The organism is Streptomyces sp. NPDC001508, from assembly GCF_040298665.1.
GTDB lineage: Bacteria > Actinomycetota > Actinomycetes > Streptomycetales > Streptomycetaceae > Streptomyces.
On record NZ_JBEPAP010000037.1, the window covers coordinates 34064 to 57219 of the forward strand.

Consider the following 23156-nt stretch of genomic DNA (forward strand, 5'->3'; position numbering starts at 1 on the left):
CGTCGGCCGCGTGAGACCTCCGCGGGACTTTCACCGGACCGGGGATTCCGCCACCACCGGACCGGGGATTCCGCCACGAACAGTCCGCGCCCCCTCGTCCCGACAGCCGGGTCACCCGATCGCCTGACGCCCGTTCGCCCATCCGCCCCTCCGGCGGACCACCCGTCGGCCCGGTCGCGTCGGACGGTTGCCGCGGATGGCCGCAGCGCCCGGCAGCAGCGGACGGATGCTGCGGCCGGGCGCTACGGCTGGCCCCTGCGGCTGGGTGGCTACCGTCGGCCCCTGCGGCTGGGTGGCTACGGTCGGCCCCTGCGGCTGGGTGCTACGGCTGGGCGCCGTGGACAGGTGGTGCGGCTCGCCGCCGTGGCGTCAGGAACCCAGGTCCGGCAGGAGCGGCACCATCTGGTTCCAGCGCGCGATCTCACACCCGTCGCTCCGCTTGTACGTGGCGTTTACCGGGCGTCCGGCCCAGCTGCCGGTGACATGGGCGGTCGCCGGTCCGCCGTGGATCATCGTGCAGACGCTGTCCGCCGGGACCGGCGCGAACGGATCGCTGCCCCAGTGGGTGTTCCGCTCGACGGCCGCGCAGGCCCGCCGCGGATCCGGGTGACTTCCGGCGGCGGGGTGGCAGACCAGTTCGTACGTCCCGTCGCGCCCCGGGCCGGCGTAGCGCACGGTGACGATCAGCCGGTCGCCGGAGCCGGCGGGCCGGTCCTCGCCCCGGACGGGCGGCGGCGCGGAGGCGGAGGCGGCCCCGGCGGCCCCGGAGACGGCGGCGGAGGTGGCGGCGACGGCGGGTGCGGCGGCGACGGCGGAGAGCGCCGTGACGGAGAGCGCGGAGGCGGCGGCGAGGGCGACGGCGGAGCCGACGGTTCGCGAGGTGAGCAGCGACATGACCTGACCAACGCCTGAGACCGCCGGACGTTGCGCGGCAGGCCCACCGAGGACAAGGGCTTTGCTCTGCGGCCCGCCTGCCTAGTACCGTGGGGGGCGATTGGTGACAGCACGCTCGACTGTGTCATCATCTGCACGCACCACTCGCGCGCTCGCGTGAGGGGTAGTGCTGGAGGCGTCGCCTAGTCCGGTCTATGGCGCCGCACTGCTAATGCGGTTTGGGCCTTAAAGCCCATCGAGGGTTCAAATCCCTCCGCCTCCGCCATCTGACCAGGGAGTTCGGCCCAAGAGGGCTGGGCTCCCTGAGTCGTTTCCGGACCCCATTTCAGCCCCGTGATGGCACCGTGCCGGCACCAACGGCGGCGAGGCGGTTCTGGCGCGGGATGAACGCTGCGATCCGCGCCGGCAGCCGCGCATCAGCATCGCCACGGGTCTCCATCGTCCCCGAGGTCGTCGACCGCATGGAGCAGCTTCGGGCGGCGTCGGGCGGCTGTGTTCTCCTCGTGCATCACGCTGGCCACGACAGCGACCGGGGTCGCGGTGCCACCGCCGTCAAGGGCGCGCTACAGACCGAGCCGGGAGTGGAGCGCAAGGGCAAGGGCCTGCTCGACAGTCAGGTGACGCTCAAGAGGGGCAAGCAGAAGGACGACGAAGAGTTCACCGACATCACCTTCGGACTCCACCAGGTAGCCCTGAACGGCGAGGCCACAGAGGACGGCAAACCCGTCACCTCCATCGTCCTGGTGCCGCTCAACCCTGTCTCGCAGCCGCAGGCTCGCACCGGGCAACAGGGGCGCGTCGAGGAAGCCGCTCAGATCGTCGACTCGACTACCCGCGTCTTCGTCGCCCTCATGAACACCGACCCCAACGCGATCGACACCCTCACCCGCGTCTTTTCTGAAGCGTTCCCCTGGGTTCGGTTCCTGCCCACAGAAGCAGTCCGCGAGTTCCTGATCGAGTTCATGGAGACCGCGCGGGCATCGTCCGAACTAGGCACCGTCAGCCCGATCGCACCGCTGGTCGTTTCCTGGAAGTCGACCGCCGAGATCTACGCCGACCCCGAGCTGCGCGACCAGCTCACTGCCCCCGCCGAGGGAGACTTCGGCCCCGTCGAGCCGCCCAAGGCCACCGCCGAGTGACCCCGAAGAAGGGCGATCCGGTCGCCCCGCCGCCCCTACCAGGCGAGAATCCCTCCGCCTCCGCACCTGATCACCGAGGCCCCGGCCCCTCTGGACCGGGGCCTCGGTGTCATTGTCCCCACCACCCCGCCGTCCGGGTGTTTTCGCAGGTCACAGGGGTGAGCGCAATGGATTTCACATGGCGGCGGCAGTCATGTAATGTTCTTCCTGTCGCCGCGAGCGGGCCAGAAGGACCGCGAGCGGCAAGAAAAACAACACAAGCACTCGTAGCTTAACGGATAGAGCATCTGACTACGGATCAGAAGGTTGCAGGTTCGAATCCTGCCGAGTGCACAGCACGTCAGAGGCCCCGGATCACTCCGGGGCTTCTGGCGTTTCGAGGGCGTACAGCAACGGGTCGAGATCGGCCGGTTCCGGCACCAGCCGTAGCGGGGTGTGGGTCATGGGCGCCCCGCCGACGTGATCCCCTTCGTATGGGGTCCTTCCGTGTCCCGAGTCCTTCTGGACGCCGCTGACTACCGGTCCGAGGCGTTGACGGGGCCGGGACGCGATCTGCCGGCTGCCCGCAGCGCCGCGACCGCGGACACGGGGTCGTCCGCGTAGAAGCGGAAGGCGCGGGCCTCGGCTTGCTTGCCGAGGACGCGTACGTACCGGACGGGCTCGGTGAGTTCGACGGTGACCGTCGTCAGGCCGGCCACGGCCAGGTCGGCCACGCCACTCGCATCTGCTGCGGCCGGCTTGCCGTCCGGGAATCTCCGGTCCACACGGGCGCAGGCTATGCGGTCGGCCGGGACGCGGATGTCCAGCAGCGCGCCGTAGCGCAGGCGCAGCGCGCCGTCGGCGCCGATCACATGGGGGCGCACCACGCAGGAGGTGTGCAGAGCGAGCAGGAAGTAACAGCCCCAGAGGTCGAGGACGAGGGTGACGGCGTGCACCACCGGCCAGGGGATCACACAAGCGAGGGCGACGGTCTCGACGACGCAGACGAACAGCAGGCCGTACATGGTTGCCGACTGGGCCGGCGCGTACGGGACCAGGTGGTCGCCGTCGCGCACTCCGTGCGGCCCGCGGCGGGTCACCCAGCGCAAGAGGCTGGTGGCGAGGGTGATCTCATGGCTGATCAGCTTGCGCACGGACACCGGGACGCTGTCGGCGATCGCGGCCAGGAACGCGGAGCGACGGTGCAGACCTGTGCGGCGGTGCCGTCGGTAGTCGAGGACGACCAGTGCGGTCGCTCCGGCCATGAGCACGAGCACTGCCAGTTCCGCCGCCAGCCAAACCGCCGGTGCCACGCGCACCCCGCCGGCCACACACAGCACGATCACGACCTCGCAGGGCGCGAGCGTGGCGAAGCCCCAGCGCACGGCCCTTCGCAGCGCCTTCACCCGGCACGCTCCCTGAGCAAGTCGACGGCGCGGCGCACGGCCACCGCCTGGGCGGGGGCGAATTCGGCGAAGAGGGCATCCGTGAAACCGTCCTCCTCACCTGATCCCTCCTTGCCTTCCGTGGCGATCAGTGCCTGCGCCACCTCGTCCGGGATGCTCTCGGCGATGGCCCGCGCGGTCCGCTCCACCCGCGGGTCGTCCTCGGCCGCCTCGGCCAGCGCGTCCATCTGGGCGTATGCCGCGTAGGTGCGCCGTATGGCCTCGGTGTCGGCACTCAGGCTCTGCCCCATGGCGTGGAGCCAGCCGCGGTCGCCGCCCGGCGCGCCGGTCTCCAGCAGGGCCAGCAGTTCCCGTTCCTTGGCGGCCATCACCGGCTCCGGTCCGGGCAGCCGTTCCGCCGCGCGGGCCATGGTCTCGAAGAGGGCGGCGAGTTCGGGCGAGACCGGGGCCTCGGCGGGCAACCGCCCGGTCCGCTCGGCCTGCTTGAGGAGGTGGCCCAGGCGGACGCGGCGCTCTCGGATGGCCTCCTCCTGGCGGGCCAGGTCGGCGTCCAGTTCGGCGAGGATCTCTACGAAGTCCTTGCCCGCGTCGTCCGCCAGCACGTCCTTCACTTCGTCCAGGCTCAGGCCCAGCTCGGTCAGTCGGCGGACGCGGGCCAGTTCGACGGCGTCGCGCAGCGTGTACTCGCGGTATCCGTTGGGCTGCCGCGGCGGCTCCGGCAGCAGCCCGATGCGGTGGTAGTGCCGCACGGCGCGGGTGGTGACGCCGACGACGCCGGCGAGTTCTCCGATGCGCATGGCACCAGTAGAAACGTTGTCGCCGCGACAAGGTCAAGCGATGCCGTTCACGGCAGACGATGCGGATGACACAGACGATGCGGTGGCGCAGGCGATGCAGTGGCGCAGGCGATGCGGATGACGCAGGTGATGGGGATGACGCAGGCGACCTTGGTACGAGCCGTGGGGCAGGACCTCGTCGTAGGAGATACGGCGCACGATGCCGTCCGTTTCCAGCTCGCGCGGGTGCGAGGCCGGCACCTTCTCGCTGACTCCGGGAAGCAGCCGGCGCAGTTCGCCGAAGCGGCGGTGGGGGCTCGTGCGGCGCCCAGCGGATCAGCACCTGCCACCTGCCGCCGATCACCTCCGTCGCGGCGTCGATCCCGCAGACATGCCCGTCCGGTGCACCCGGCCGGTTCAGTGTGGTCATGCCCCACCCGTACTTCGCGTTGATGCGCCGGCGCCTGGCCGAGGGCGGTGGCGACGAGGACCTGAAGGGCGTGAGCGACCTGCTGGTCCGCTGACCGGCCGCCTGGCCCCCGCCTCTTGTCGTCCCCGTCGTCCCCGTCGTCCCCGTCGCCCCCGTCGTCCCCGCGCGGGCCGGTCAGTCGGGCAGGCCCAGGTCCTCGCGCATGATGCGGCGCATGGCGGTGAGCCGGGGTTCCACGGCCTTGAGGTCCAGGAGTGCCTGTTCGGCGCTTTCCCCTGCGCGCGTCAGGCCGCGATCGATGCGCTTGGCGGTGGCGTCGGCCGCGGCCAGGACGACGTTCACCTCGCGGGATGCCTTGAGCACCGTCTCGGGGACGATCATCTGGGCTTCGGCGTAGCGGTCGCGGTAGTCGCGGCGGGCCTCCTCGACCTGGACGCGGTCGTCGTCGGTGTAGACCCCGTCCCGCATCCGGTGCAGGGCGTCCTTCAGCATGGTGTGGAAGTGGCGGGAGGCCCGGTTCATCGCCGTGTAGGCGGAGCGCCGCTCCTCGAAGCGCCGTCTGCTCTCCTCGGTCCGGCGCTCCTCGGCCCGTTGGCGCTTGGCCGCCCAGGTCGTGACCAGGGGCGCGAAGAGCGTGCCGAGGACCCCGACGACGGCAGTGACCATGGCGGCTATGGCGGCACCCATGGGGCGACCCTAGCGGCACCCCACCGTCCGGCGGCGCGCGGCAGCGGGGCTTGTGGGGCGGGCTTGGTGGGCCGGGCCGTCCGTGTGGGGTGCGGTGGCGGGGCCCGTGGGGCGGGCTTGGCCGACGCGACGCTCCGTGCGGCCTGCGGCCTGCGGCGTGCAACCTGCAACCTGCGGCCTGCGGCCTGCGGCGTGCGGCGTGCGGCGTGGGGCGTGGGGCGTGGGGCGTGGGGCGTGGGGCGTGCGGCGTGCGGCGTGCGGCAGTCGAGACTGTGGGGCTTGGAATTCTTCCGCTACCACCGTGACCGGCCGGGCTCCATGGCGCTGCGCACGGAACTCGTGGAGGAGCGCTGGTCCTCCATGGACCGGTACGCCGACGTGGGGCGCACACGGCGCCGAGGGCAGCGGACGGGGTGATCGCGTACGGGCCGCTGTCGTCCGACGACGGTGACACCTGGCTGGGTACGGCGACGCCGGTGCGGGCGCCGGACTCGACGCCGCCAACGGCGGTGCGCCGGACCGGAACACGGCCCGCGCCGTCCTGACCCCGCACGGGTACGCCGAAATCGAGGTCCACGACCGGGAGTTCGGCGGGCGTCGGTAGGGAACCGGGACGCGCCCCGGCCGGGGGAGGTGGGGTCAGCAGTCCTCTTCCAAGTCGTTGTGGTCGAGTTTCTCCAGGTACTCGTGGGCCAGCGCGGTCGCGCGCGTGAACCAGTCGGTGATGACGGCGAGTTCGTCGGGGGAGTGGGCGGCGAACAGGGCGTCGAGCCGCTTGTGGTGGCCCGCGTACACGGCCTCGACGCGGGCGACGGCGTCCGGTTCCGCGGCCACGCGGACGCGTCGGCGGTCGGTCGGGTCGGGGCGGCGGCTGACGTAGCCGGCGCGTTCGAGCCGGTTGAGGATTCCGGTCACCGCGCCCGTGCTGACATGGGCGCGGGCCGCCAGGTCGCCGGCGGTGAGCAGGTCGTCGCCGGCTTCCAGGACGAAGCCGAAACAGGTGAGGTCGGTGACGTTCAGGCCGAGACGGCGGGCGAGTTCCTGCTGTCCGATGAGGTGGGCCGCGATCAGATGGTCCATCGCCGACAGTGCCTGTGCCGGGATGGCGCCGGGGCGCGGCATGCCGTCCATGGTTCTCAATTACCTTAGCTCGTGAGGGATTTGAGGCTAAATTCCTTCCGTGGTGAGGGAGTCTAGGCCCTCACGCCAGGGGGCGGACTTGCCCTGCCCAGGAACGGGAGGCGGGAACGTGAGCGGACATCTGCACGACGAGGGGCATACGGTTGCCGGCTGGGCCGGGGCCTGTATCGCGACCGTCGGGGCCACGGTCGCGGGCCTGGGAGTGGTCATGACTTCCGTCGCGCTGGCGGGCGTCGGGGTCGGGATCGTCGTGGTGGCGGTCCTCGTCACCTGGCTGCTGCACCTCGTCGGCTGGGGCAAGGCGCCGGGGCCGCGGTCCCGGGCGGCCTGGGGCCTGCGCGTCAGGGACGCCGGGGCGCGGGACGGACATCCCGGGTGCGTGGCCTGCCGGCTCGCGGGACGCGGGCGGCACACGGCGATGACGGCGGCAGTGACGGCGACGGCGGCGGCGGTGACGACCGGTCCGGATCCCGAGGACCCTCGGTCGGCGGTCGCGGAGACGGGGAACTGACCGCCGGGACCCGGCGGCCCGACGAGGCCAGGGACGTTGTCAGTGGGTGGGTCTAGTGTCGGGGGTGATGGCACAGGCGTGGAAGTGCGCGGGGCTGCGGTGGGCCGTGGACGGCCCCGTGCTGGCGTGGGACGGGGGGCGTAGAAGCACGCTGCCCCGGGGGAAACGGGTGGCCTTCGGGGTCCTGGAGGGGGGTGTGCGGACATGTGTGGGAGCGCGCGGGCATCCCTGCCCGGTGCGGGCGGCCGTGTCGGGGCGGAGCACGGGCGCGCGGTGCGAGGAGTGCGCACGGCTGGAGCGGGCGCACTCCGTGGCCGCCGACACCGTCGCGGACGACCCCCGGCCGTACCACGTGTATCTGGCGTGGTTCGGCCCGGGTTTGGTCAAGGTCGGGATCACCGCCGAAGAACGGGGCTCGGCGCGCCTCCTCGAACAGGGCGCCGTCTGCTTCAGCTGGCTCGCCCGCGGCCCGCTGATGGCCGCCCGCCGCGCCGAGGAGCTGCTGAGGGCCGCGCTGCGGGTGCCGGACCGGATCCCGTACGGCGTCAAACGGGCGGTGCGGTCGGCGCTGCCCGGCACGCCGGCCGAGCACGCGGCCGAGATCGAGGCGCTGCACGCGCGCGCCGTGGCGCTCGACGCCTGGCCCGAGGCGCTGGCCAGGGAGCCGTTCCGGCCCGTCGACCATGCCGGGGTGTTCGGGCTGGCGGCGGGCCTCGCGCCCGCGTACGGCGAGGTCGGCGAGCTGGTCGCGGGCGGGGGTGTGAGTGGTGAGCTGGTCGCGCTGGCGGGGCCGGATCTGCACCTCGCCACCGAGCGCGGGACGGTCGTCCTGGACACCCGGCTGATGACCGGATGGGAGCTGGTTCCGGCCCTGCCAGGGGCCGGCGGGGCCGGCGGGGTGACGGTGCCCGTGCGGAGGTTCAGGGAGGAGAGAGGGGTTCAGGACGAGCTTTTCTGAGCGGTCCCCACGGCCGGGCGTGGGCAGCCCGGTGCCGCCGGCGATCGTGGGGGACACGGCCGATCACCGCTGGGAAGCGCGCGCGTGACGGGTACGGGGGCGACTGGGGTTCGGGGGCCGTGCCCGGCGAGCAACATCGGACCCGAGCCGATCGGGCGGGTGCCGGCCCGGCATCCGCGGCTGCGGCTGGTCGTCGCGCACCTAGGCATGCCCGAGTACGAGGACTTCCTCGCGCCGGCCGAGCGGTACGCGCGGACACGGCTCGACACGACGATGGCGGTCACGGACTTCAGCGAGGGCTACGCGCCCTTCCCGCGGCGCGCCCTGCCCCGCCCGGCCGACCTCGGCGACCGCGTCCTGCTCGGCTCCGACTTCCCCAACGTCCCCTACCCGTACGTCCATCAGCTGCGCGCCCTGGAACGGCTCGGCCTCGGCGACGCGTGGCTGCGGGCGGTGTGCCACGACAATCACGACCATGGGGCGCGGCTGTCGGGCTGTGAGCCGGATCGGCGGCACCGGCGCGGGCCGGGCCGTCCCCCAAGAGTTCCCTGAGCGGCGCCTGTGGGTTTCTCAGGGAAATCACAGACACCTGAAAGGGCGCTCTCAGAGCGTCTCGTCAGGGTGTCCACCATGACCACGACCTCGCCCCAGGGGCGCACCGAACTGCTGAGGCCGGACGGGAGCCCCGTCCGAGTGCTTGTGGTGGACGACGAGCTGTCGATCACCGAACTGCTGAGCATGGCTCTGCGATACGAGGGCTGGCAGATCCGCAGCGCGGGTGACGGGCAGGGCGCCGTGCAGAGCGCCCGTGAGTTCCGGCCCGACGCCGTCGTCCTGGACATGATGCTGCCCGACATGGACGGGCTGACCGTGCTGGGCCGGCTGCGCCGCGAACTGCCGGACGTACCGGTCCTGTTCCTGACCGCGAAGGACGCGGTGGAGGACCGGATCGCCGGACTCACCGCCGGCGGCGACGACTACGTCACCAAGCCGTTCAGCCTGGAGGAGGTCGTCGCCCGGCTGCGCGGCCTGATCCGGCGGTCCGGCGCCGCCGACCGGCGCTCCGACTCCGTCCTGGTCGTCGGTGACCTCACCCTCGACGAGGACAGCCACGAGGTGTCGCGGGCCGGCGAGAACATCCATCTCACCGCGACCGAGTTCGAGCTGCTGCGCTTCCTCATGCGTAATCCGCGCCGTGTGCTGAGCAAGGCGCAGATCCTCGACCGCGTGTGGTCCTACGACTTCGGCGGCCAGGCCAATGTGGTCGAGCTGTACATCTCCTATCTGCGCCGGAAGATCGACGCCGGGCGCGAGCCGATGATCCACACCCGGCGCGGTGCCGGTTATCTGATCAAGCCCGCCGTGTCATGAGCGGGCGCCGACGGCCGCGTACGCAGCAGCGACGTGGGGATCCCCCCGCTCAAGCGAGGCCGAGAGTGAGGAAGGGACAGCCGCGCACCCTGCGGACGCGGCTCGTCGTCGCATCCGTCGTGCTGATCGCCGTCGTCTGCGCGGTGATCGGCACCGTGACCACCCTGGCGCTGCGCTCGCACCTGTACCAGCAGCTCGACGGCCAGCTCGGCGAGGTCGGGGCGCGCGCCTCCGGAGGGTTCGCCCCGCCCGTCCAGGGCAAGGACCTCCCCGTCCTGAACGGCGACCAGCAGGGCAAGGCGCTCGATCTGTCCGACTTCGTCACCCGGGGCCCGCAGCCGCAGTACACGATCGCGGCCCAGGTCGAGGACGGTGTCGTCACCAAGGGCAAGGTCGGCCACAAGTCCGACACCCTGGACATGAGCCCCAAGACGCTGACCGAGGCCCAGCTGGCGGCCCTCGGCACCGTCACCCGGGACGGCGGCATGCACACCGTGGACGTCCCCGGCCTCGGCAGCTACCGCGCCCAGTACGTCACCGGCCCCAAGGGCAGCTACTACGTCGCCGTACCGACCAAGGACACCGACGACAACATCAACACCCTGATCCTCGTCGAGGTCAGCGTCACCGCCGCCGGTCTGGTCGCCGCCGGGATCGCCGGCCACGTCCTGGTCGGCGTCGCCACCCGGCCGCTGCGCAAGGTCGCCGCCACCGCCACCCGGGTCTCCGAACTGCCCCTGCACACCGGAGAGGTGAACCTCCGCGAGCGGGTCCCGGAGTCCGAGTGCGACCCGCACACCGAGGTCGGCCGGGTCGGCGTCGCGCTCAACCGGATGCTCGACCATGTGCACGGCGCCCTGCACGCCCGCCAGCAGAGCGAGACGCGGGTGCGGCAGTTCGTCGCGGACGCCAGCCATGAACTGCGCACACCGCTGGCCTCCATCCGCGGCTACGCCGAACTGACCCGGCGCGGGCGGGAACAGGTCGGCCCCGACACCCGGCACGCGCTCGGCCGCATCGAGTCCGAGGCGGGCCGGATGACGCTGCTCGTGGAGGATCTGCTGCTGCTCGCCCGGCTCGACGCGGGCCGGCCCCTGCAGTTCGAACAGACCGACCTCGTCCCGCTCGTCGTGGACACCGTCAGCGACGCCCGCGCGGCCGGCATGGACCACACCTGGCGGCTCGACCTGCCCGACGAACCGGCCCTGGTGTCGGCGGACGCGGCCCGGCTGCAACAGGTCCTGGTCAATCTGCTGGGCAACGCCCGCAACCACACCCCGCCCGGCACCACGGTCACCGCCCGCGTACAGCGGCGCGGACCGTGGCTGTGCGTCGACGTCGAGGACGACGGCCAGGGCATCCCGGCGAAGGTGCTGCCGCACGTCTTCGAACGGTTCGCGCGGGGTGACTCCGCACGGTCGAGATCCACCGGGTCGACCGGTCTGGGCCTGGCCATCGTGCAGGCCGTCGCGACCGCGCACGGCGGTGCCGTCACCGTGGACAGCGTGCCCGGGCGCACGGTGTTCACCGTCCATCTGCCCGCGCTGCACCCCGCGCTGCCCCGGCCGACCGCTGAAACGCGGTGGTCCTCGCACTCACAGGCGCAGCACAGTGCTGGCACATGGGCGGAACAGGGCGCCTGACGACAGTCGGGGACATGCGAACCGACTCTTCTCCCGGCACCCTGCCGGCGCGGGAGCACCTCCCGGCCGGCGACGCCGGTACGCCTGTCCTGGACGTAGTGATCCCCGTCTACAACGAGGAGAAGGACCTCGGGCCCTGTGTGCTCAGACTGCACGAGCACCTGACGCGCACCTTCCCGTACGCGTTCCGCATCACGATCGCGGACAACGCGTCCACGGACACCACCCCCGAGGTGGCGGCCGGCCTCGCGGCCCGGCTCCCCGAGGTCGTCGACTTCCGCCTGGAGCAGAAGGGCCGCGGGCGGGCCCTGCGGGCCGTGTGGTCCGCCTCGGACGCCCCGGTCCTCGCCTACATGGACGTCGACCTGTCCACCGACCTCAACGCGCTGCTGCCGCTGGTGGCCCCGCTGATCTCGGGCCACTCCGACCTCGCGATCGGCTCCCGGCTCAGCCGCTCGTCGCGGGTGGTGCGCGGCGCCAAGCGGGAGTTCATCAGCCGCACCTACAACCTGATCCTGCGCGGTTCGCTGCAGGCCCGCTTCTCCGACGCGCAGTGCGGCTTCAAGGCGATCCGGGGTGAGGTCGCCCAGGTGCTGCTGCCGCTGGTGGAGGACACCGGCTGGTTCTTCGACACCGAGATGCTGGTGCTCGCCGAGCGGGCCGGGCTGCGCATCCACGAGGTGCCGGTCGACTGGGTCGACGACCCGGACTCGACGGTGCACATCGTGCGGACAGCGACCGACGACCTCAAGGGCGTGTGGCGGGTGGGCAAGGCCCTGGCCACCGGTTCGCTGCCGCTGGACCGGCTCACCCGGCCGTTCGGCGACGACCCGCGCGACCGCGAGATCCAAGACGTACCGAAGGGGCTGGCCCGGCAACTCGTCGGGTTCTGCGTGGTCGGCGGCCTGTCGACCCTCTTCTACCTGCTCCTGTACAGCGTCTTCCGGCAGTTCGCCGGCTCCCAGGTGGCCAACGCGTTGGCCCTGCTGGTCTCGGCCGTCGCCAATACGGCGGCCAACCGGCGGCTGACCTTCGGGGTGCGGGGGCGCGGCGGCGCGGTGCGGCACCAGGCGCAGGGCCTGGTGGTCTTCGGTATCGGCCTCGCCCTGACCAGCGGCTCGCTCGCCGCCCTGGACGCGGCCACCAGCGACCCGGCGCACTCCACCGAGCTGGCGGTGCTGATCGCCGCCAACCTCGCGGCGACGGTGCTGCGTTTCCTCCTGTTCCGCGCGTGGGTGTTCCCGGACCACCGCGACCCCGAAACCGAGTTCACCTCCGGTCCCGGCCACGGACCCGGCTCCTACCCGGTCCGTCCGGGTTCTCGTGACCAGTCACTGTCCGACGCCGCCCACCTCCCGCCGGGGCCCCGCCAGCCCCAGCCGAGCGCCCCGCTGCCGCGACGCCCCGCGCCGCGCCCGCAGCAAGCCCGACAACCGCAGGAAACACACCAACCGCAGCAAGCCCAGCGACCGCAGCAGGACCAGCAGCAGGTGCAGTACTCGCGTCTGGATCAGCACGCGCAGCAAGCACAGCAACCTCACCAGACCACCCAGCTCCGCGCCGACGACGGCGTGGACGGCAACTGGAGGGACGTAACCGTGCGCCCTCACGACACCGGCCCGGGGGATACCCGATGACCACCCACTACGACCAGCCGACCGACCGGACCGGACCCGGCTCATGGGGCCCGCCCCCCGCCGCTCACCCGCCGCAGGGCCCGGCCCCCGAGTCGGGCGAGCCGAAGCAGCCCCTCGCCCGCAGACTGTGGCGCGGACGTCCGGAGGACCCGCGCTGGGCGCGCCCGGCCCTCCTCGGCCTGCTGCTCGCCACCGCGCTGCTGTACCTGTACGACCTCAGCGCCTCCGGTTACGCCAACTCCTTCTACTCGGCGGCCGTTCAGGCGGGCAGCACGTCCTGGAAGGCGTTCTTCTTCGGTTCGCTGGACGCGGGCAACGCCATCACCGTCGACAAGCCCTCGGCGTTCCTGTGGCCGATGGAGCTGTCGGTGCGGATCTTCGGCCTGAACTCATGGGCGATCCTCACCCCCCAGGTGCTGATGGGCGTCGGCACCGTCGCCGTCGTCCACGCCGCGGTGCGGCGCCGGTCCGGCCCGGTGCCCGCTCTGATCGCGGGCGCCGTGCTCGCGCTCACCCCGGTCGCGGCGCTGATGTTCCGGTTCAACAACCCGGACGCGATGCTGGCCCTGCTGACGGCGTTGGCCTGCTACTTCGTGATGCGTGCCGTGGAGGACGGCCGGACCCGGTGGCTGGTGTGGGCGGGCGTCGCGGTCGGCTTCGCCTTCCTCGCCAAGACCTTGCAGGCATTCGTGGTCCTGCCGCCGCTGGCGGTCGTGTACGCGGTCTGCGGACCGGTGCGGCTGCGCCGGCGGTTCGTCCAACTGGCCCTCGCCACGGCGGCGATGGTCGTCGCGGGCGGCTGGTGGGTGGCGGTCGTGGAGTTGTGGCCCGCCTCGTCCCGCCCGTACATCGGCGGCTCGCAGAACAACTCCTTCCTTGAGCTGACCTTCGGCTACAACGGCCTGGGCCGGCTGAGCGGCGAGGAGACGGGCAGCGTCGGCGGCGGTGGCGGCGCGGGCGGTATGGGTCAGTGGGGCGAGACCGGCTGGGACCGGATGTTCAACGCCGAGATCGGCGGCCAGGTCTCGTGGCTGATCCCGGCCGCGCTGATCCTGCTCGTGGCCGGCCTGTGGGCCACCCGGCGGGCCAGGCGTGCCTCGGTGACCAGGGCCGGGTTCCTGGTGTGGGGCGGCTCGCTGCTGATGACCATGATCGTCTTCAGCTATATGGCGGGCATCTTCCACCAGTACTACACGGTCGCCCTCGCCCCCTATGTCGCGGCCGTGATCGGCATGGGCGCCGGTCTGCTGTGGGAGCGGCGGGCCGAGACCTGGGCGGCGATCGCCCTCGCGGCCTCCGTGGTGGCGTCCGCCGCCTGGGGCTACGTCCTGCTCAACCGCACCCCGGACTATCTGCCCTGGCTGCGCTGGCTGGTCCTGATCGGCGGCCTGGCCGCCGCGCTGGGCCTGGTCTTCGCGGGCCGGGCGCCGCGCCGGCTGGCCCTCGGGGCGGCGGCCGTGGGTCTCGTGGCCGCGCTGGCCGGGCCGACCGCGTACACCCTGAGCACGGTCGACTCGGCGCACACCGGCTCCATTCCGACGGCCGGTCCGGCGGGTGCGAGCGCGATGGGCTTCGGCGGCGGCCGTCCCGGCGGCATGCGGGGCGGCTTCGGCGGCGGCATGCCGGGCCAGAACCAGCAGAACGGCAATGGGGGGACACAGAAGGGCAACGGAGGCACGCAGAACGGCAACGGCTTCCCCGGCGGCGGCACCGGCGGCTTCCCGGGTGGCGGCCTGCCCGGTCAGAACCAGCAGAACGGCAACGGGAGCACACAGAACGGCAACGGCTTCCCGGGTATCGGCGAGGGCGGCAGGCTGGGCGGCGGTGGTTTCGGCGGTCTGCTCGACGGTGCCACGGTCGGCTCCGAGGCCAAGAAGCTGCTGGAGGCGGACGCCGGTGCGTACACCTGGGTCGCCGCGTCCATCGGCTCCCAGAACGCCGCGAGCTACCAACTGGCCACCGGTGAGCCGGTGATGGCGATCGGCGGCTTCAACGGCACCGACCCGTCCCCGACGCTGGCGCAGTTCAAGCAGTATGTGGCGGACGGGAAGATCCACTACTTCATCGCCGGCGGCGGTATGGGTGGCGGCATGGGCGGCAGCGACAGCGGCACCGCCTCGCAGATCACCTCGTGGGTCGAGAGCAACTTCAAGAAGGTGACGGTCGGTTCGGCCACCTTCTACGACCTCACGCAGCAGTCGAGCGGCGGCTGAGGACCGGCCGGACGGAGCGGGGTGGTGGCCGGGACCGCGGTCACCACCCCGCTCCTCTTTCCCGTGAACTTCTCGGGGCTGTCGGCGAGGTGGTCGGCCAGGCTCGGCACGCCCGTCTCGATCGTGCTGGGCATGGCGCTGATGTCGGCGGGGCTGGTGTCCATCGCCCTGCCGGCCTCGGGCGGTTACGCCGGAACCCTGCTCGGGCTGCTGCTGATCGGCGGCGGCTGCGCGATCGCCAACCCGGCGATGGCGCACGCCATCATGAGCGCGATCCCGCCGGCCAGGGCGGGGGTCGGGGCCGGGATCAACGGGACGCTCGCGGAGTTCGGCAACGGACTCGGGGTCGCGGTGCTCGGCGCGGTGCTCAGCTCCCGGGCCGCTGCGGACGGGCTGGCCTCTGGCCTGGAAGCGGGTCAACTCGTGGGCGCGGTCGCCGTGTTGGCCGGCGGGCTGGTGGCCGGTGGGCTGCTGCGGCGAGCACAGAAGACGCTCGCCTGACGGTCCGGCCCACGCCCGGGGGTGCGGGCGCGGGGTGATCGCGGAGGTCACCGGGACCCGCGCGGGCCCAGGGGCCTGTCTGGCAGGCCCTAGCATCTTGGTAAGTGGTCGGAGATCCAGGAAGGTGCGTCGATGGCGGAGGCGGCCGGGCGGACGGCGCGTACCAGTGTCTGGCTGGAGGGGAAGACCCGCCGTGGCGGGCGCGGCGGCGGGCAGCCGTCCGGCCTGGACCGGGAACGGATCACCGAGGCGACCGTGCGGCTGCTGGACGCGGAGGGGCTCGCCCGGTTCTCCATGCGGCGGCTGGCCGCCGAACTGAGCGTCACCGCGATGTCCGTGTACTGGTACGTCGACACCAAGGACGATCTGCTCGAACTCGCCCTGGACGCGGCCTTCGGCGAACTGCGGCTGCCCGGAGCCGAGGAGGCGGACGAGGACTGGCGGGGCCAACTGCGTGCGCTGGCCCGGGAGTACCGCGCGCTGCTGGTGCGGCACCCGTGGCTGTCCCCGCTGGCCGGCCGCTACCTCAACATCGGCCCGAACTCGCTCGGCTTCTCGGGCCGGGTGCAGCAGATCATGCGCCGCTCCGGGCTGCCCGCGCACGGCATCATGGGCGCCATCTCGGCCGTCTTCCAGTTCGTGTACGGCTTCGGCACGATCGAGGGCCACTTCGCGGCCCGGGTCGCGGCGACCGGTATGACCCCGGACGAGTACCACCGCACCGCCATGACCGCGGTGACCGCGGCCCCGCAGGCCGCCGAGGTCATCAAGGAGTCCAGGGACATCATGGAGGCCCGCGGCGGCGACACGGTCGAGGAGATGCTGGAACGGGACTTCGCCTTCGCCCTGGACCTCCTGATCGCGGGCATCGAGCAGATGGTCCGAAGAACCACCCCCGAGCCGTAACCGCGCGGCCGCTCCCGCGGACCCGGCCCGACCGAGCACGCCCGGGCCGGCCGGGCCGGGTGCTCGGAGCGCGAGTGGGCTGCGTGCCGTGCCGTGCCGGGGCCGGTCGGGCCGGTCGGGCCGCACGCCCCGCCCGGGTCAGCTCTGCTCGACCAGGCGGGCCGGGAAGCCGCCGGTGGCCACCGGGCCCCAGCGGGTGGGGGTGATGCGGATGATGGACTTGCCCTGTTTGAGCATCGCCGCGCGGTACTCGTCCCAGTCCGGGTGTTCACCGGCGATGTTCCGGTAGTACTCGACCAGCGGCTCCACGGAGTCCGGGCTGTCGATGACCTCCGCCGTCCCGTCGACCTGGACCCACGGCCCGTTCCAGTCGTCGCTGAGCACGATCAGGCCGACCCGCTCGTCCCGCTTGGCGTTGCGGGTCTTGGCGCGCTCCGGGTAGGTGGAGACCACGATCCGGCCGGAGTCGTCGACTCCGCAGGTCAGCGGCGATGCCTGGGGGCCGCCGTCGGCCCGCCGGGTGAGCAGGACGGCCCGGTGCCGGGGCCGTACGAAGTCCAGCAGTTCGTCGCGGGAGACGGTGGTGTTCGTCGCGATGTTCGGTGCCATGCGGGCAGCCTAGGGGCAGCGGCCCCCGTTCTGGCTGACCCTGCCGTTCCTACGCCTGTGGCAGCGTTTCGCCCTGCACCGCCTGGACGTCCAGCTCGACCTTCAGGGTCGTGCCGATGGCCGCGATGCCCGCCTGGACGACCTGGTTGTAGTTCATGGCGAAGTCCTCGCGGCGCAGTTCCGTCGTCGCGCGGAAGGCGGCCCGGGTGCCGCCCCACGGGTCGGCGCCGGTGCCGAGATAGGCCAGGTCCAGATCGACCGGGCGTACGACACCGCGCATGGCCAGCTCGCCGTGGACGGTCCAGCGGTCCCGGCCGGCCACCGACAGCCCCGTCGAACGGTAGGTGATCTCGGGGTGGCGTTCGACGTCCAGGAAGTCCGCGGACCGCAGGTGGGTGTCGCGCATGCCGTTGCCGGTGTCGATGGAGGAGGCCCGGATCACCGCCTGCACCCGGGACTTGCCGACGTCGTCGGGCGCGATCTCGATCGCGCCGGTGAAGTCGGTGAACCGGCCGCGCACGCTGGAGATGCCCAGGTGCTGGGCGATGGCGGCCACCGTCGAGTGCGCCGGGTCGATGGTCCAGGGACCCGGCGGGGGCAGTTCGGCGCCGCCCTGCCGGGCCAGCGTCACCGTGCCGACCTCGGCCCGCCCGCTCGCGGTGACGATCGCGCCGGCCGCGGCGGGTGCGTACCCGACGGCCGTGATGATCACCGTGTACGCCCCGGGCGCGAGTGCGGTCGTATCCCGTACGGCGCCCTCCGCGTCGGCCTCGGCGCGCAGCACCTGCGTGCCCGTCATGTCGGTCACCGTGACGACCGCGTGCGACACGGCCCATCCGTCCCGGGTGTGGATCCTCGCGGTCAGTCCCATCCCGTTCTTCTCCCTGCGAAGCCATGGACCGAACATCCATGGCGACCTCGAAAAGCCGTACAAATTAGTCGTAAAATGTCCGGCCCGTGGCGGGCGCGCCGCCGCTCGGAGCGCGCCCGCCACGGGCCGGGTGCCGGACTACTCGCCGGGGTGGGCGAGTTCGATGTCGTGCCCGTCGGCTCCGGCGCCCTGCACCGTCAGGGCCGTCGCCACCGGCGGGTAGCCGGTCGCGATGACGGTGTAGTCGCCGGAGTTCAGGTCGGTGAAGGCGTACGCGCCGTCCGGTCCGGTGGTGGATGTGCCGACCACGTTGCCCGCCGCGTCCACGAGGGTCACCCGGGCGTCGGCCAGCGGACCGTGCGGGGCCCGGACGACGCCCTGGAGCCGGGCACCCGCCTCCAGGTCCACCTCGATCCGGGTGACCCCGGTGGTGCCGATCTCGACGGGCAGCGCCCGCGGCCGGAACCCGGTGGCGTTCACCGCGACCGTCACCGCGCCGGGCACCAGCTCACCGAAGGTGAACTGGCCCTGTTCCCCGGTGGACCCGGTGGCCAGCAGATCGCCGCGCACATCGGTGACGATCACCATCGCGTCCTTGACCGGCAGCGCGCTGCCGGCCGCCCGGACCACACCGCTCAGCCCGCTGGTGCCGCTGAGCAGGACGTCGTACGCCACCGGGTCCTCGTGCACCACGATCGTGGACGCCTGCGGCTGGAAGCCGTCGGCGGAGGCGATCAGGACGTACGAGCCGGTGCCGGGCGCGTCCAGCGTGTAGGAACCGTCGGACTGGGTGACCGAGCGGCCCAGCTGGCGGCCGGTGAGGGAGATCAGGGTGACCGCGGCCCGCGCGACCGGGGCGCTCTCGGCGCCGCGGACGAAGCCGTGGACCGGGATGCCGCCGGCGGAGGGCTGCTCCGGGGCGGGCACGGCGGCGACGGCCGTCAGCTGCCGTGTCGCGGCCGGCTCCGTGCCGTCCGTGCCGTCGTCGGGGCCCGCCACGACCGGGGAGGCCCAGCTGGGCACCTTCTCCGCGGCCGGCCCGGCGGTGGCCGCGGCGGCGGCCGGGGTCTCGGCCGGGGCTTCGCTCTCGGCGGCGGCCTGCGCCAGTGCGCCCTTGGTCCGCAGCGGGACCTCCTTGATGAACAGGGTGATGAGGAAGGCGACCGCCGTCAGACAGCCGGCGATCAGGAACACGTCGGCGATGCCGTGGCCGTAGGCGCTCTCCATGACCGTGCGCAGCGGCGCCGGCAGGGCGTTCATGTCCGGGATGGAGTCCGTGGAGCCCGAAGCGGACAGCCCCTTGGCGTACTTCGGGCTCAGATCGGCGAGGCCGTCCTTGACGTAGTCGGTGATCCGGTGGGACATCACCGCGCCGAGCGCGGAGACGCCGACCGCGCCGCCGAGGGAACGGAAGAAGGTGACCGTGGAGCTGGCCGAACCGAGGTCCCTCGGCTCCACCTGGTTCTGCGTGCACAGCACCAGGTTCTGCATCATCATGCCGATGCCGAGGCCCAGCATGGCCATGAAGACGGCCATCTTCCAGTAGTCGGTGTCGTACCGGATGGTGCCCAGCAGACCGAGCCCGGCCGTCACCAGCACACCACCGCTGACCAGCCAGGCCTTCCAGCGGCCGGTACGGGTGATGAACTGGCCGGAGACGGTGGACGAGACGAACAGGCCGCCGATCATCGGGATGGTCAGGACACCCGACATCGTCGGGGACTTGTCGCGGGCCAGCTGGAAGTACTGGCTGAAGAAGACCGTGCCGCTGAACATCGCGATGCCGACGAACAGCGAGGCGAGCGACGCGAGGGTGATGGTGCGATTGCGGAACAGCCGCAGCGGGATGATCGGCTCGCTCGCTTTGGTCTCGGTGATCACGAACAGCGCGCCGAGCACGAGGGAGCCGCCGACCATCGCGTACGTCTGCCAGGACAGCCAGTCGTACTTGTCACCGGCGAAGGTCACCCAGACCAGCAGCAGCGAGACCGCCGCGGAGATGAAGAACGCGCCGCCCCAGTCGACCTTCACATCCCGCTTCACCACGGGCAGATGCAGGGTCCGCTGGAGCACGATCAGCGCGATGACCGCGAAGGGCACGCCGACGTAGAAGCACCAGCGCCAGCCCAGCCACGAGGTGTCGGTGATGACACCGCCGAGCAGCGGGCCGCCGACGGTGGCGACGGCGAAGGTGGCACCGAGGTAACCGGAGTAACGGCCGCGCTCGCGCGGGGAGATCATCGCCGCCATGACGATCTGCGCCAGGGCCGACAGACCGCCGACGCCGACGCCCTGCACGACGCGGCAGGCGATCAGCATGCCGGGGTTCTGCGAGAGACCGGCGACGACCGAGCCCATGACATAGATGACCAGGGCTATCTGGACGAGTGCCTTCTTGCTGTACAGGTCTGCGAGCTTGCCCCACAGGGGAGTGGTCGCGGTCATCGACAGCAGGGCGGCCGTGACCACCCAGGTGTAGGCGGACTGGCCGCCGCCGAGGTCACCGATGATGCGCGGCAGGGCGTTGGAGACGATCGTGGACGACAGGATCGCCACGAACATGCCGAGCAGCAGCCCGGAGAGCGCTTCCATGATCTGCCGGTGCGTCATGGGAGCCTGGTCGGAGCCTCCCCCGTGCTTGGCGTGAGCCCGCACACCGGCTGGTGTGGTCGTTGCCATGGGCTTCCTTTTCTACGTGCTTCTACGTGCTTCTACGTGCTTCTGCGTGCTTATCCGGGTGTACGGGTGGTCGTCGCTTCGAGTACCGGTGCGGGCGCGGGCTCGGGTACGGCGGCGGGCTGCGACGGGTGGGGCCGGGCGGGTACGGTCCGGCAGTCGCCGAAGCTGTTCCTGAGCCGGGTCATGAGCCGGATCAGCTGGGCGACCTCGTCGTCGGACCAGTCGCTGAGCCGCTCGGCCAGCAGTTGGGTGCTGCGCCGCGCCAGTTCGTCCGTCATGGATCTGCCCGCGGGAGTGAGACGCAGGATGCGTGAGCGCTTGTCGGCGGGGTCCGGGGACCGTTCGATCCAGCCCCGTTCGGCGACGTGCGCGACATGCCGGCTGGTGACGGACATGTCCACGGCCAGCAGCTCGGCGAGCTTGCTCATGCGCATGTCGCCGTGCCGTCCGAGCAGGGTCAGCACGGCGGCGGAGCCACCCGGGCAGTCGTGCGGGAGTATCCGCGCCAGATCCCGTTTCACGGCTCCGACGGCACTGAGCTGACGCGCCAGCTCCTCGAACTGCGCCTGCTCGGCCATCACACCTCCCGTTTTCGTTGCTTGAGGCAACCGTACGAGTGCTTGGTTGCTGAAGGCAAACAAATCGAGGGGGGCGCGGCTCAAAAACTTGGCAAAGGCAAGTATTGCGACCGTAAATACGCAGGTGGTGTCGTTCGCGGGGTGAAAGGGGGTGAGGGTGAGGGGTGCACACACGTTCTGTACGGGCTCTTCAGTGCCCCCACTTGGGCGGCCCCGCCCGTCTTCGCTAGGGTCTCGGGCCATGGCTAACACCCAGGGCCCTCAGGGCAACCCCGACCCCGCAGGCAGCACCCAGATGTTCCGCGCGTTCGTCGACGAGGCCCCCCAGGGGACTCGGCAGCAGGCGTCCGGCTCGACCGGCCCCCGCGTCGGCGTGATCCTCGGCGTCGTAGCGGCGGTGGTGATCGTCGCAGCGGTGGCCTGGCTGGCACTGAAGTAGCCCGCCCGGCCGACGACCCCCAGGGGCAGCCCACCCGGAGGCGCGGGAAACTGCGCGCCAAGCCCCCACGCTCAGGCACGGGGCTGGATCACCCGCCCCCTTACGGCGCCGGGGCCCGGACCGGTACTTCCCGTTCCCGTGCCGGGGGCAGCCCACCTGGGGGCGCGGGAAACTGCGCGCCAAGCCCCCACGCTCTGGAGCGGGCTGGATCACCCGCACCCCTACGGCGCCCAAGGGTGGTCGTCGGACCATGGCTCTGCCATCATGAGAAACCGGAACCTCGCTCCGATAAGCGACGGGGGACGAGGATCCGCTCAGGCGGGCCGCGGGCGGAAGGAACGGTGCGGTGAGCGACGGCGGCGAGGGCGCGGGGCACGCGGCCCGGTCCAAGCGGGCGGACGCCCGGCGCAATGAGAAGACCCTGCTCGACGCGGCCGCCGCGATCTTTGTGGCGTCGGGCGTGGACGCGCCGGTCCGGGACATCGCGGCCCACGCCGGCGTCGGGGTGGGCACGATCTACCGCCACTTCCCCACCCGGGCGGACCTCATCATCGCCGTCTACCGGCACCAGGTCGAAGCCTGCGCGGAGGCCGGTCCGGCCCTGCTGGAGGCCGGCCCCACCCCGCACGCCGCGCTGGCCCGGTGGATCGACCTCTTCGTCGACTTCCTGGTCACCAAGCACGGCCTGGCCGGCGTGCTGCAGTCCGACAACGCGGGCTTCGAGGCGCTGCACACCTACTTCCTCGACCGCCTCGTGCCCGTGTGCACCCACCTGCTCGACGCCGCGTCCGCCTCCGGCGAGATCCGGTCCGACCTGACGGCCTACGAGCTGATGCGCGGCGTCGGGAACCTCTGCATCGGCGCGGAGAGCGACCCCCGCTACGACGCCCGCCGGCTGGTCGGACTGCTCACCGCGGGCCTGCGCAGCCCGCACTGACCGCCGCTCCGTACCGGCCGACGGCCGGTGGTCGCGTCACTTCCAGGTGACCGACACGTCCCGCGTCTCGATGTGCGTCCCGAGCGGTACCCGCCAGGCGTCGACGCAGACCGTCCAGGTGTGCTTCTCGTCCGCGCCCGGGCGAAGCGGCACCGGGAGGTCACGCGTGGACTCCACCGTCGCCCAGTCGATGCCGAGCGCGCCGATGATGTGCGTGCCGAAGGTCACCGTTCCCGAACGGACCGCCGTACCACCGGTGTTGTGGAAGGTGACCGTCACCTTCTCGCACCACCGCTGCTCCGTCGCCTCCCGTGAAGGATCGTCCCAGCCGAGGGCGGCGGGGGCGGGAGCGGGGGACGGCGGTGTCGTACCGCCGGCGGGTGGCGCCGACGGAGCCGGTGACCCGGCCGCCGTACCGGTCGGCCCGGAGCCTGCGGGCGCGGTGGGTGGGGCGGGCGCCTCCGGCGTCGGCCCGCCGCCCTCGGCGGGGCCGTCCCCGCCGTCGCGGGCGCCCGCTGCCCGGGGGTCGGGCGCGGGACGCGAAGTCGGCGTGCGGACAGGCGCGTTGCGGTCCGCTTCCGGTGACCCGTCGAGCGGCACCAGCCTCACCGGATCGCTCGGCATCGGCCCCGTACCCGGCCGCGTCCGCGGGGAGGCGCCGGGCGCCCCTACGGCGACGTACCCACCGCCCGCGCCGTCTCCCCCGTACAAGGCCGACACCCCGCCCAGGACGACGACGGCCGCCGACGCGGCCGCAACGGCTCCCCGTCGGCCATGAATCAGACCAGTCCAGGGCCTTTTGCCCGCTCCGGTTCCGGTCCCGGCCCCGGTCTCCGTGCCCGCCCCACTTCC

Annotated in this window: 20 protein-coding genes, 2 tRNA genes and 4 pseudogenes; 15 read left to right on the plus strand and 11 right to left on the minus strand. The window is 72.2% G+C overall.

All coding sequences use genetic code 11. The annotated features are described in order from the left end of the window. Positions 1-369: 369 nt before the first annotated feature. The gene (locus ABT245_RS28240; RefSeq protein WP_351738497.1) at positions 370-894 is read right to left on the minus strand and encodes an SSI family serine proteinase inhibitor; all 525 of its coding nucleotides are present in this window, start codon (positions 892-894) and stop codon (positions 370-372) included. Positions 895-1065: 171 nt separating this feature from the next. Here ABT245_RS28240 and ABT245_RS28245 point away from each other — a divergent pair. From ABT245_RS28245 to ABT245_RS28255, 3 genes are all read left to right on the plus strand, one after another. Further along, positions 1066-1159: transfer RNA gene (locus tag ABT245_RS28245), tRNA-Ser, on the plus strand. A gap of 118 nt (positions 1160-1277) precedes the next feature. Next, positions 1278-2033: a hypothetical protein gene (locus ABT245_RS28250; protein ID WP_351738500.1), complete on the plus strand. Its 756-nt coding sequence runs from the start codon at positions 1278-1280 to the stop codon at positions 2031-2033. Positions 2034-2293: 260 nt separating this feature from the next. Beyond that, positions 2294-2366: transfer RNA gene (locus tag ABT245_RS28255), tRNA-Arg, on the plus strand. 182 nt (positions 2367-2548) lie between these two features. On the opposite strand, the gene ABT245_RS28260 is transcribed toward ABT245_RS28255, so the two are convergent. The 4 genes and pseudogenes from ABT245_RS28260 to ABT245_RS28280 all read right to left on the minus strand — a co-directional run bounded on the left by ABT245_RS28260 (position 2549) and on the right by ABT245_RS28280 (position 5311). Continuing rightward, positions 2549-3418 carry a hypothetical protein gene (locus tag ABT245_RS28260; protein WP_351738502.1) on the minus strand — a complete coding sequence of 290 codons (870 nt, stop codon included), beginning with the start codon at positions 3416-3418 and terminating at the stop codon, positions 2549-2551. Further along, the gene (locus tag ABT245_RS28265; RefSeq protein WP_351738505.1) at positions 3415-4215 is read right to left on the minus strand and encodes a MerR family transcriptional regulator; all 801 of its coding nucleotides are present in this window, start codon (positions 4213-4215) and stop codon (positions 3415-3417) included. Before ABT245_RS28265 ends, ABT245_RS28260 begins: the two co-directional genes overlap by 4 nt. A 153-nt stretch (positions 4216-4368) precedes the next feature. Further along, positions 4369-4624 (minus strand): annotated as a pseudogene (locus ABT245_RS28270) (winged helix-turn-helix transcriptional regulator); the annotation flags it as partial. A 174-nt stretch (positions 4625-4798) separates the two neighbouring features. Further along, entirely contained in the window at positions 4799-5311 is a 513-nt protein-coding gene (locus tag ABT245_RS28280; protein ID WP_351738507.1) for a type 1 periplasmic-binding domain-containing protein, read from the minus strand. Between the two features lie 279 nt (positions 5312-5590). Here ABT245_RS28280 and ABT245_RS28285 point away from each other — a divergent pair. Further along, positions 5591-5915 (plus strand): annotated as a pseudogene (locus tag ABT245_RS28285) (hypothetical protein). 35 nt (positions 5916-5950) lie between these two features. Here the strand turns inward: ABT245_RS28285 and ABT245_RS28290 are convergent. Continuing rightward, positions 5951-6442 (minus strand): MarR family winged helix-turn-helix transcriptional regulator, encoded by a 492-nt coding sequence (locus tag ABT245_RS28290; RefSeq protein ID WP_351738509.1) that lies wholly within the window; start codon positions 6440-6442, stop codon positions 5951-5953. Positions 6443-6560: 118 nt separating this feature from the next. On the opposite strand from ABT245_RS28290, the gene ABT245_RS28295 reads away from it, so the two are divergent. From ABT245_RS28295 to ABT245_RS28335, 9 genes and pseudogenes are all read left to right on the plus strand, one after another. Then, positions 6561-6962, plus strand: coding sequence for an HGxxPAAW family protein (locus ABT245_RS28295; protein ID WP_351738511.1), 402 nt, complete (start codon positions 6561-6563; stop codon positions 6960-6962). 67 nt (positions 6963-7029) lie between these two features. Continuing rightward, complete coding sequence (locus ABT245_RS28300; protein ID WP_351738514.1) at positions 7030-7920, plus strand: DUF2797 domain-containing protein; 891 nt, start codon at positions 7030-7032, stop codon at positions 7918-7920. 132 nt (positions 7921-8052) lie between these two features. Next, a pseudogene (locus ABT245_RS28305) lies at positions 8053-8472 on the plus strand (amidohydrolase family protein); the annotation flags it as partial. A 78-nt stretch (positions 8473-8550) separates the two neighbouring features. Then, a complete protein-coding gene (locus ABT245_RS28310) occupies positions 8551-9291 on the plus strand; it encodes a response regulator transcription factor (protein WP_351738516.1) in 741 nt (246 codons plus the stop codon). Continuing rightward, positions 9288-10934, plus strand: coding sequence for a sensor histidine kinase (locus ABT245_RS28315; RefSeq protein ID WP_351738519.1), 1647 nt, complete (start codon positions 9288-9290; stop codon positions 10932-10934). The genes ABT245_RS28310 and ABT245_RS28315 overlap by 4 nt, the downstream gene beginning before the upstream one ends. A gap of 14 nt (positions 10935-10948) precedes the next feature. Further along, positions 10949-12571 (plus strand): bifunctional glycosyltransferase family 2/GtrA family protein, encoded by a 1623-nt coding sequence (locus tag ABT245_RS28320; protein ID WP_351738522.1) that lies wholly within the window; start codon positions 10949-10951, stop codon positions 12569-12571. Next, the gene (locus tag ABT245_RS28325; RefSeq protein ID WP_351738525.1) at positions 12568-14784 is read left to right on the plus strand and encodes a mannosyltransferase YkcB-related protein; all 2217 of its coding nucleotides are present in this window, start codon (positions 12568-12570) and stop codon (positions 14782-14784) included. Before ABT245_RS28320 ends, ABT245_RS28325 begins: the two co-directional genes overlap by 4 nt. Before the next feature lie 42 nt (positions 14785-14826). Then, positions 14827-15285: pseudogene (locus tag ABT245_RS28330) on the plus strand (MFS transporter); the annotation flags it as partial. A 132-nt stretch (positions 15286-15417) separates the two neighbouring features. Continuing rightward, a complete protein-coding gene (locus ABT245_RS28335; RefSeq protein WP_351738527.1) occupies positions 15418-16191 on the plus strand; it encodes a TetR/AcrR family transcriptional regulator in 774 nt (257 codons plus the stop codon). 138 nt (positions 16192-16329) lie between these two features. Here the strand turns inward: ABT245_RS28335 and ABT245_RS28340 are convergent, their stop codons facing one another. The 4 genes from ABT245_RS28340 to ABT245_RS28355 form a co-directional block, all read right to left on the minus strand. Beyond that, positions 16330-16800 carry a PPOX class F420-dependent oxidoreductase gene (locus ABT245_RS28340; protein ID WP_351738530.1) on the minus strand — a complete coding sequence of 157 codons (471 nt, stop codon included), beginning with the start codon at positions 16798-16800 and terminating at the stop codon, positions 16330-16332. A 49-nt stretch (positions 16801-16849) separates the two neighbouring features. Next, the gene (locus tag ABT245_RS28345) at positions 16850-17671 is read right to left on the minus strand and encodes a YceI family protein (RefSeq protein ID WP_351738533.1); all 822 of its coding nucleotides are present in this window, start codon (positions 17669-17671) and stop codon (positions 16850-16852) included. A 138-nt stretch (positions 17672-17809) separates the two neighbouring features. Next, a complete protein-coding gene (locus tag ABT245_RS28350) occupies positions 17810-20281 on the minus strand; it encodes an MFS transporter (protein ID WP_502982213.1) in 2472 nt (823 codons plus the stop codon). A 119-nt stretch (positions 20282-20400) separates the two neighbouring features. After that, entirely contained in the window at positions 20401-20928 is a 528-nt protein-coding gene (locus ABT245_RS28355) for a MarR family winged helix-turn-helix transcriptional regulator (RefSeq protein ID WP_351738537.1), read from the minus strand. Positions 20929-21169: 241 nt separating this feature from the next. Between ABT245_RS28355 and ABT245_RS28360 the strand changes: the two genes are divergently transcribed. Beyond that, positions 21170-21367, plus strand: coding sequence for a hypothetical protein (locus ABT245_RS28360; protein ID WP_351738539.1), 198 nt, complete (start codon positions 21170-21172; stop codon positions 21365-21367). A 346-nt stretch (positions 21368-21713) separates the two neighbouring features. Continuing rightward, positions 21714-22304 (plus strand): TetR/AcrR family transcriptional regulator, encoded by a 591-nt coding sequence (locus ABT245_RS28365; RefSeq protein ID WP_351738542.1) that lies wholly within the window; start codon positions 21714-21716, stop codon positions 22302-22304. A gap of 36 nt (positions 22305-22340) precedes the next feature. On the opposite strand, the gene ABT245_RS28370 is transcribed toward ABT245_RS28365, so the two are convergent. Then, the gene (locus tag ABT245_RS28370) at positions 22341-22928 is read right to left on the minus strand and encodes a hypothetical protein (protein ID WP_351738545.1); all 588 of its coding nucleotides are present in this window, start codon (positions 22926-22928) and stop codon (positions 22341-22343) included. Positions 22929-23156: the final 228 nt, after the last annotated feature.

Bases quoted from the DNA above. Each gene is read 5' to 3' on its own strand.
- ABT245_RS28240 (WP_351738497.1), bottom strand. From the start codon at position 894: ATGTCGCTGCTCACCTCGCGAACCGTCGGCTCCGCCGTCGCCCTCGCC.
- ABT245_RS28250 (WP_351738500.1), top strand. From the start codon at position 1,278: ATGAACGCTGCGATCCGCGCCGGCAGCCGCGCATCAGCATCGCCACGG.
- ABT245_RS28265 (WP_351738505.1), bottom strand. From the start codon at position 4,215: ATGCGCATCGGAGAACTCGCCGGCGTCGTCGGCGTCACCACCCGCGCC.
- ABT245_RS28280 (WP_351738507.1), bottom strand. From the start codon at position 5,311: ATGGGTGCCGCCATAGCCGCCATGGTCACTGCCGTCGTCGGGGTCCTC.
- ABT245_RS28290 (WP_351738509.1), bottom strand. From the start codon at position 6,442: ATGGACGGCATGCCGCGCCCCGGCGCCATCCCGGCACAGGCACTGTCG.
- ABT245_RS28300 (WP_351738514.1), top strand. From the start codon at position 7,030: ATGGCACAGGCGTGGAAGTGCGCGGGGCTGCGGTGGGCCGTGGACGGC.
- ABT245_RS28310 (WP_351738516.1), top strand. From the start codon at position 8,551: ATGACCACGACCTCGCCCCAGGGGCGCACCGAACTGCTGAGGCCGGAC.
- ABT245_RS28315 (WP_351738519.1), top strand. From the start codon at position 9,288: ATGAGCGGGCGCCGACGGCCGCGTACGCAGCAGCGACGTGGGGATCCC.
- ABT245_RS28320 (WP_351738522.1), top strand. From the start codon at position 10,949: ATGCGAACCGACTCTTCTCCCGGCACCCTGCCGGCGCGGGAGCACCTC.
- ABT245_RS28325 (WP_351738525.1), top strand. From the start codon at position 12,568: ATGACCACCCACTACGACCAGCCGACCGACCGGACCGGACCCGGCTCA.
- ABT245_RS28335 (WP_351738527.1), top strand. From the start codon at position 15,418: ATGGCGGAGGCGGCCGGGCGGACGGCGCGTACCAGTGTCTGGCTGGAG.
- ABT245_RS28340 (WP_351738530.1), bottom strand. From the start codon at position 16,800: ATGGCACCGAACATCGCGACGAACACCACCGTCTCCCGCGACGAACTG.
- ABT245_RS28345 (WP_351738533.1), bottom strand. From the start codon at position 17,671: ATGGGACTGACCGCGAGGATCCACACCCGGGACGGATGGGCCGTGTCG.
- ABT245_RS28350 (WP_502982213.1), bottom strand. From the start codon at position 20,281: ATGACGCACCGGCAGATCATGGAAGCGCTCTCCGGGCTGCTGCTCGGC.
- ABT245_RS28355 (WP_351738537.1), bottom strand. From the start codon at position 20,928: ATGGCCGAGCAGGCGCAGTTCGAGGAGCTGGCGCGTCAGCTCAGTGCC.
- ABT245_RS28360 (WP_351738539.1), top strand. From the start codon at position 21,170: ATGGCTAACACCCAGGGCCCTCAGGGCAACCCCGACCCCGCAGGCAGC.
- ABT245_RS28370 (WP_351738545.1), bottom strand. From the start codon at position 22,928: ATGCCGAGCGATCCGGTGAGGCTGGTGCCGCTCGACGGGTCACCGGAA.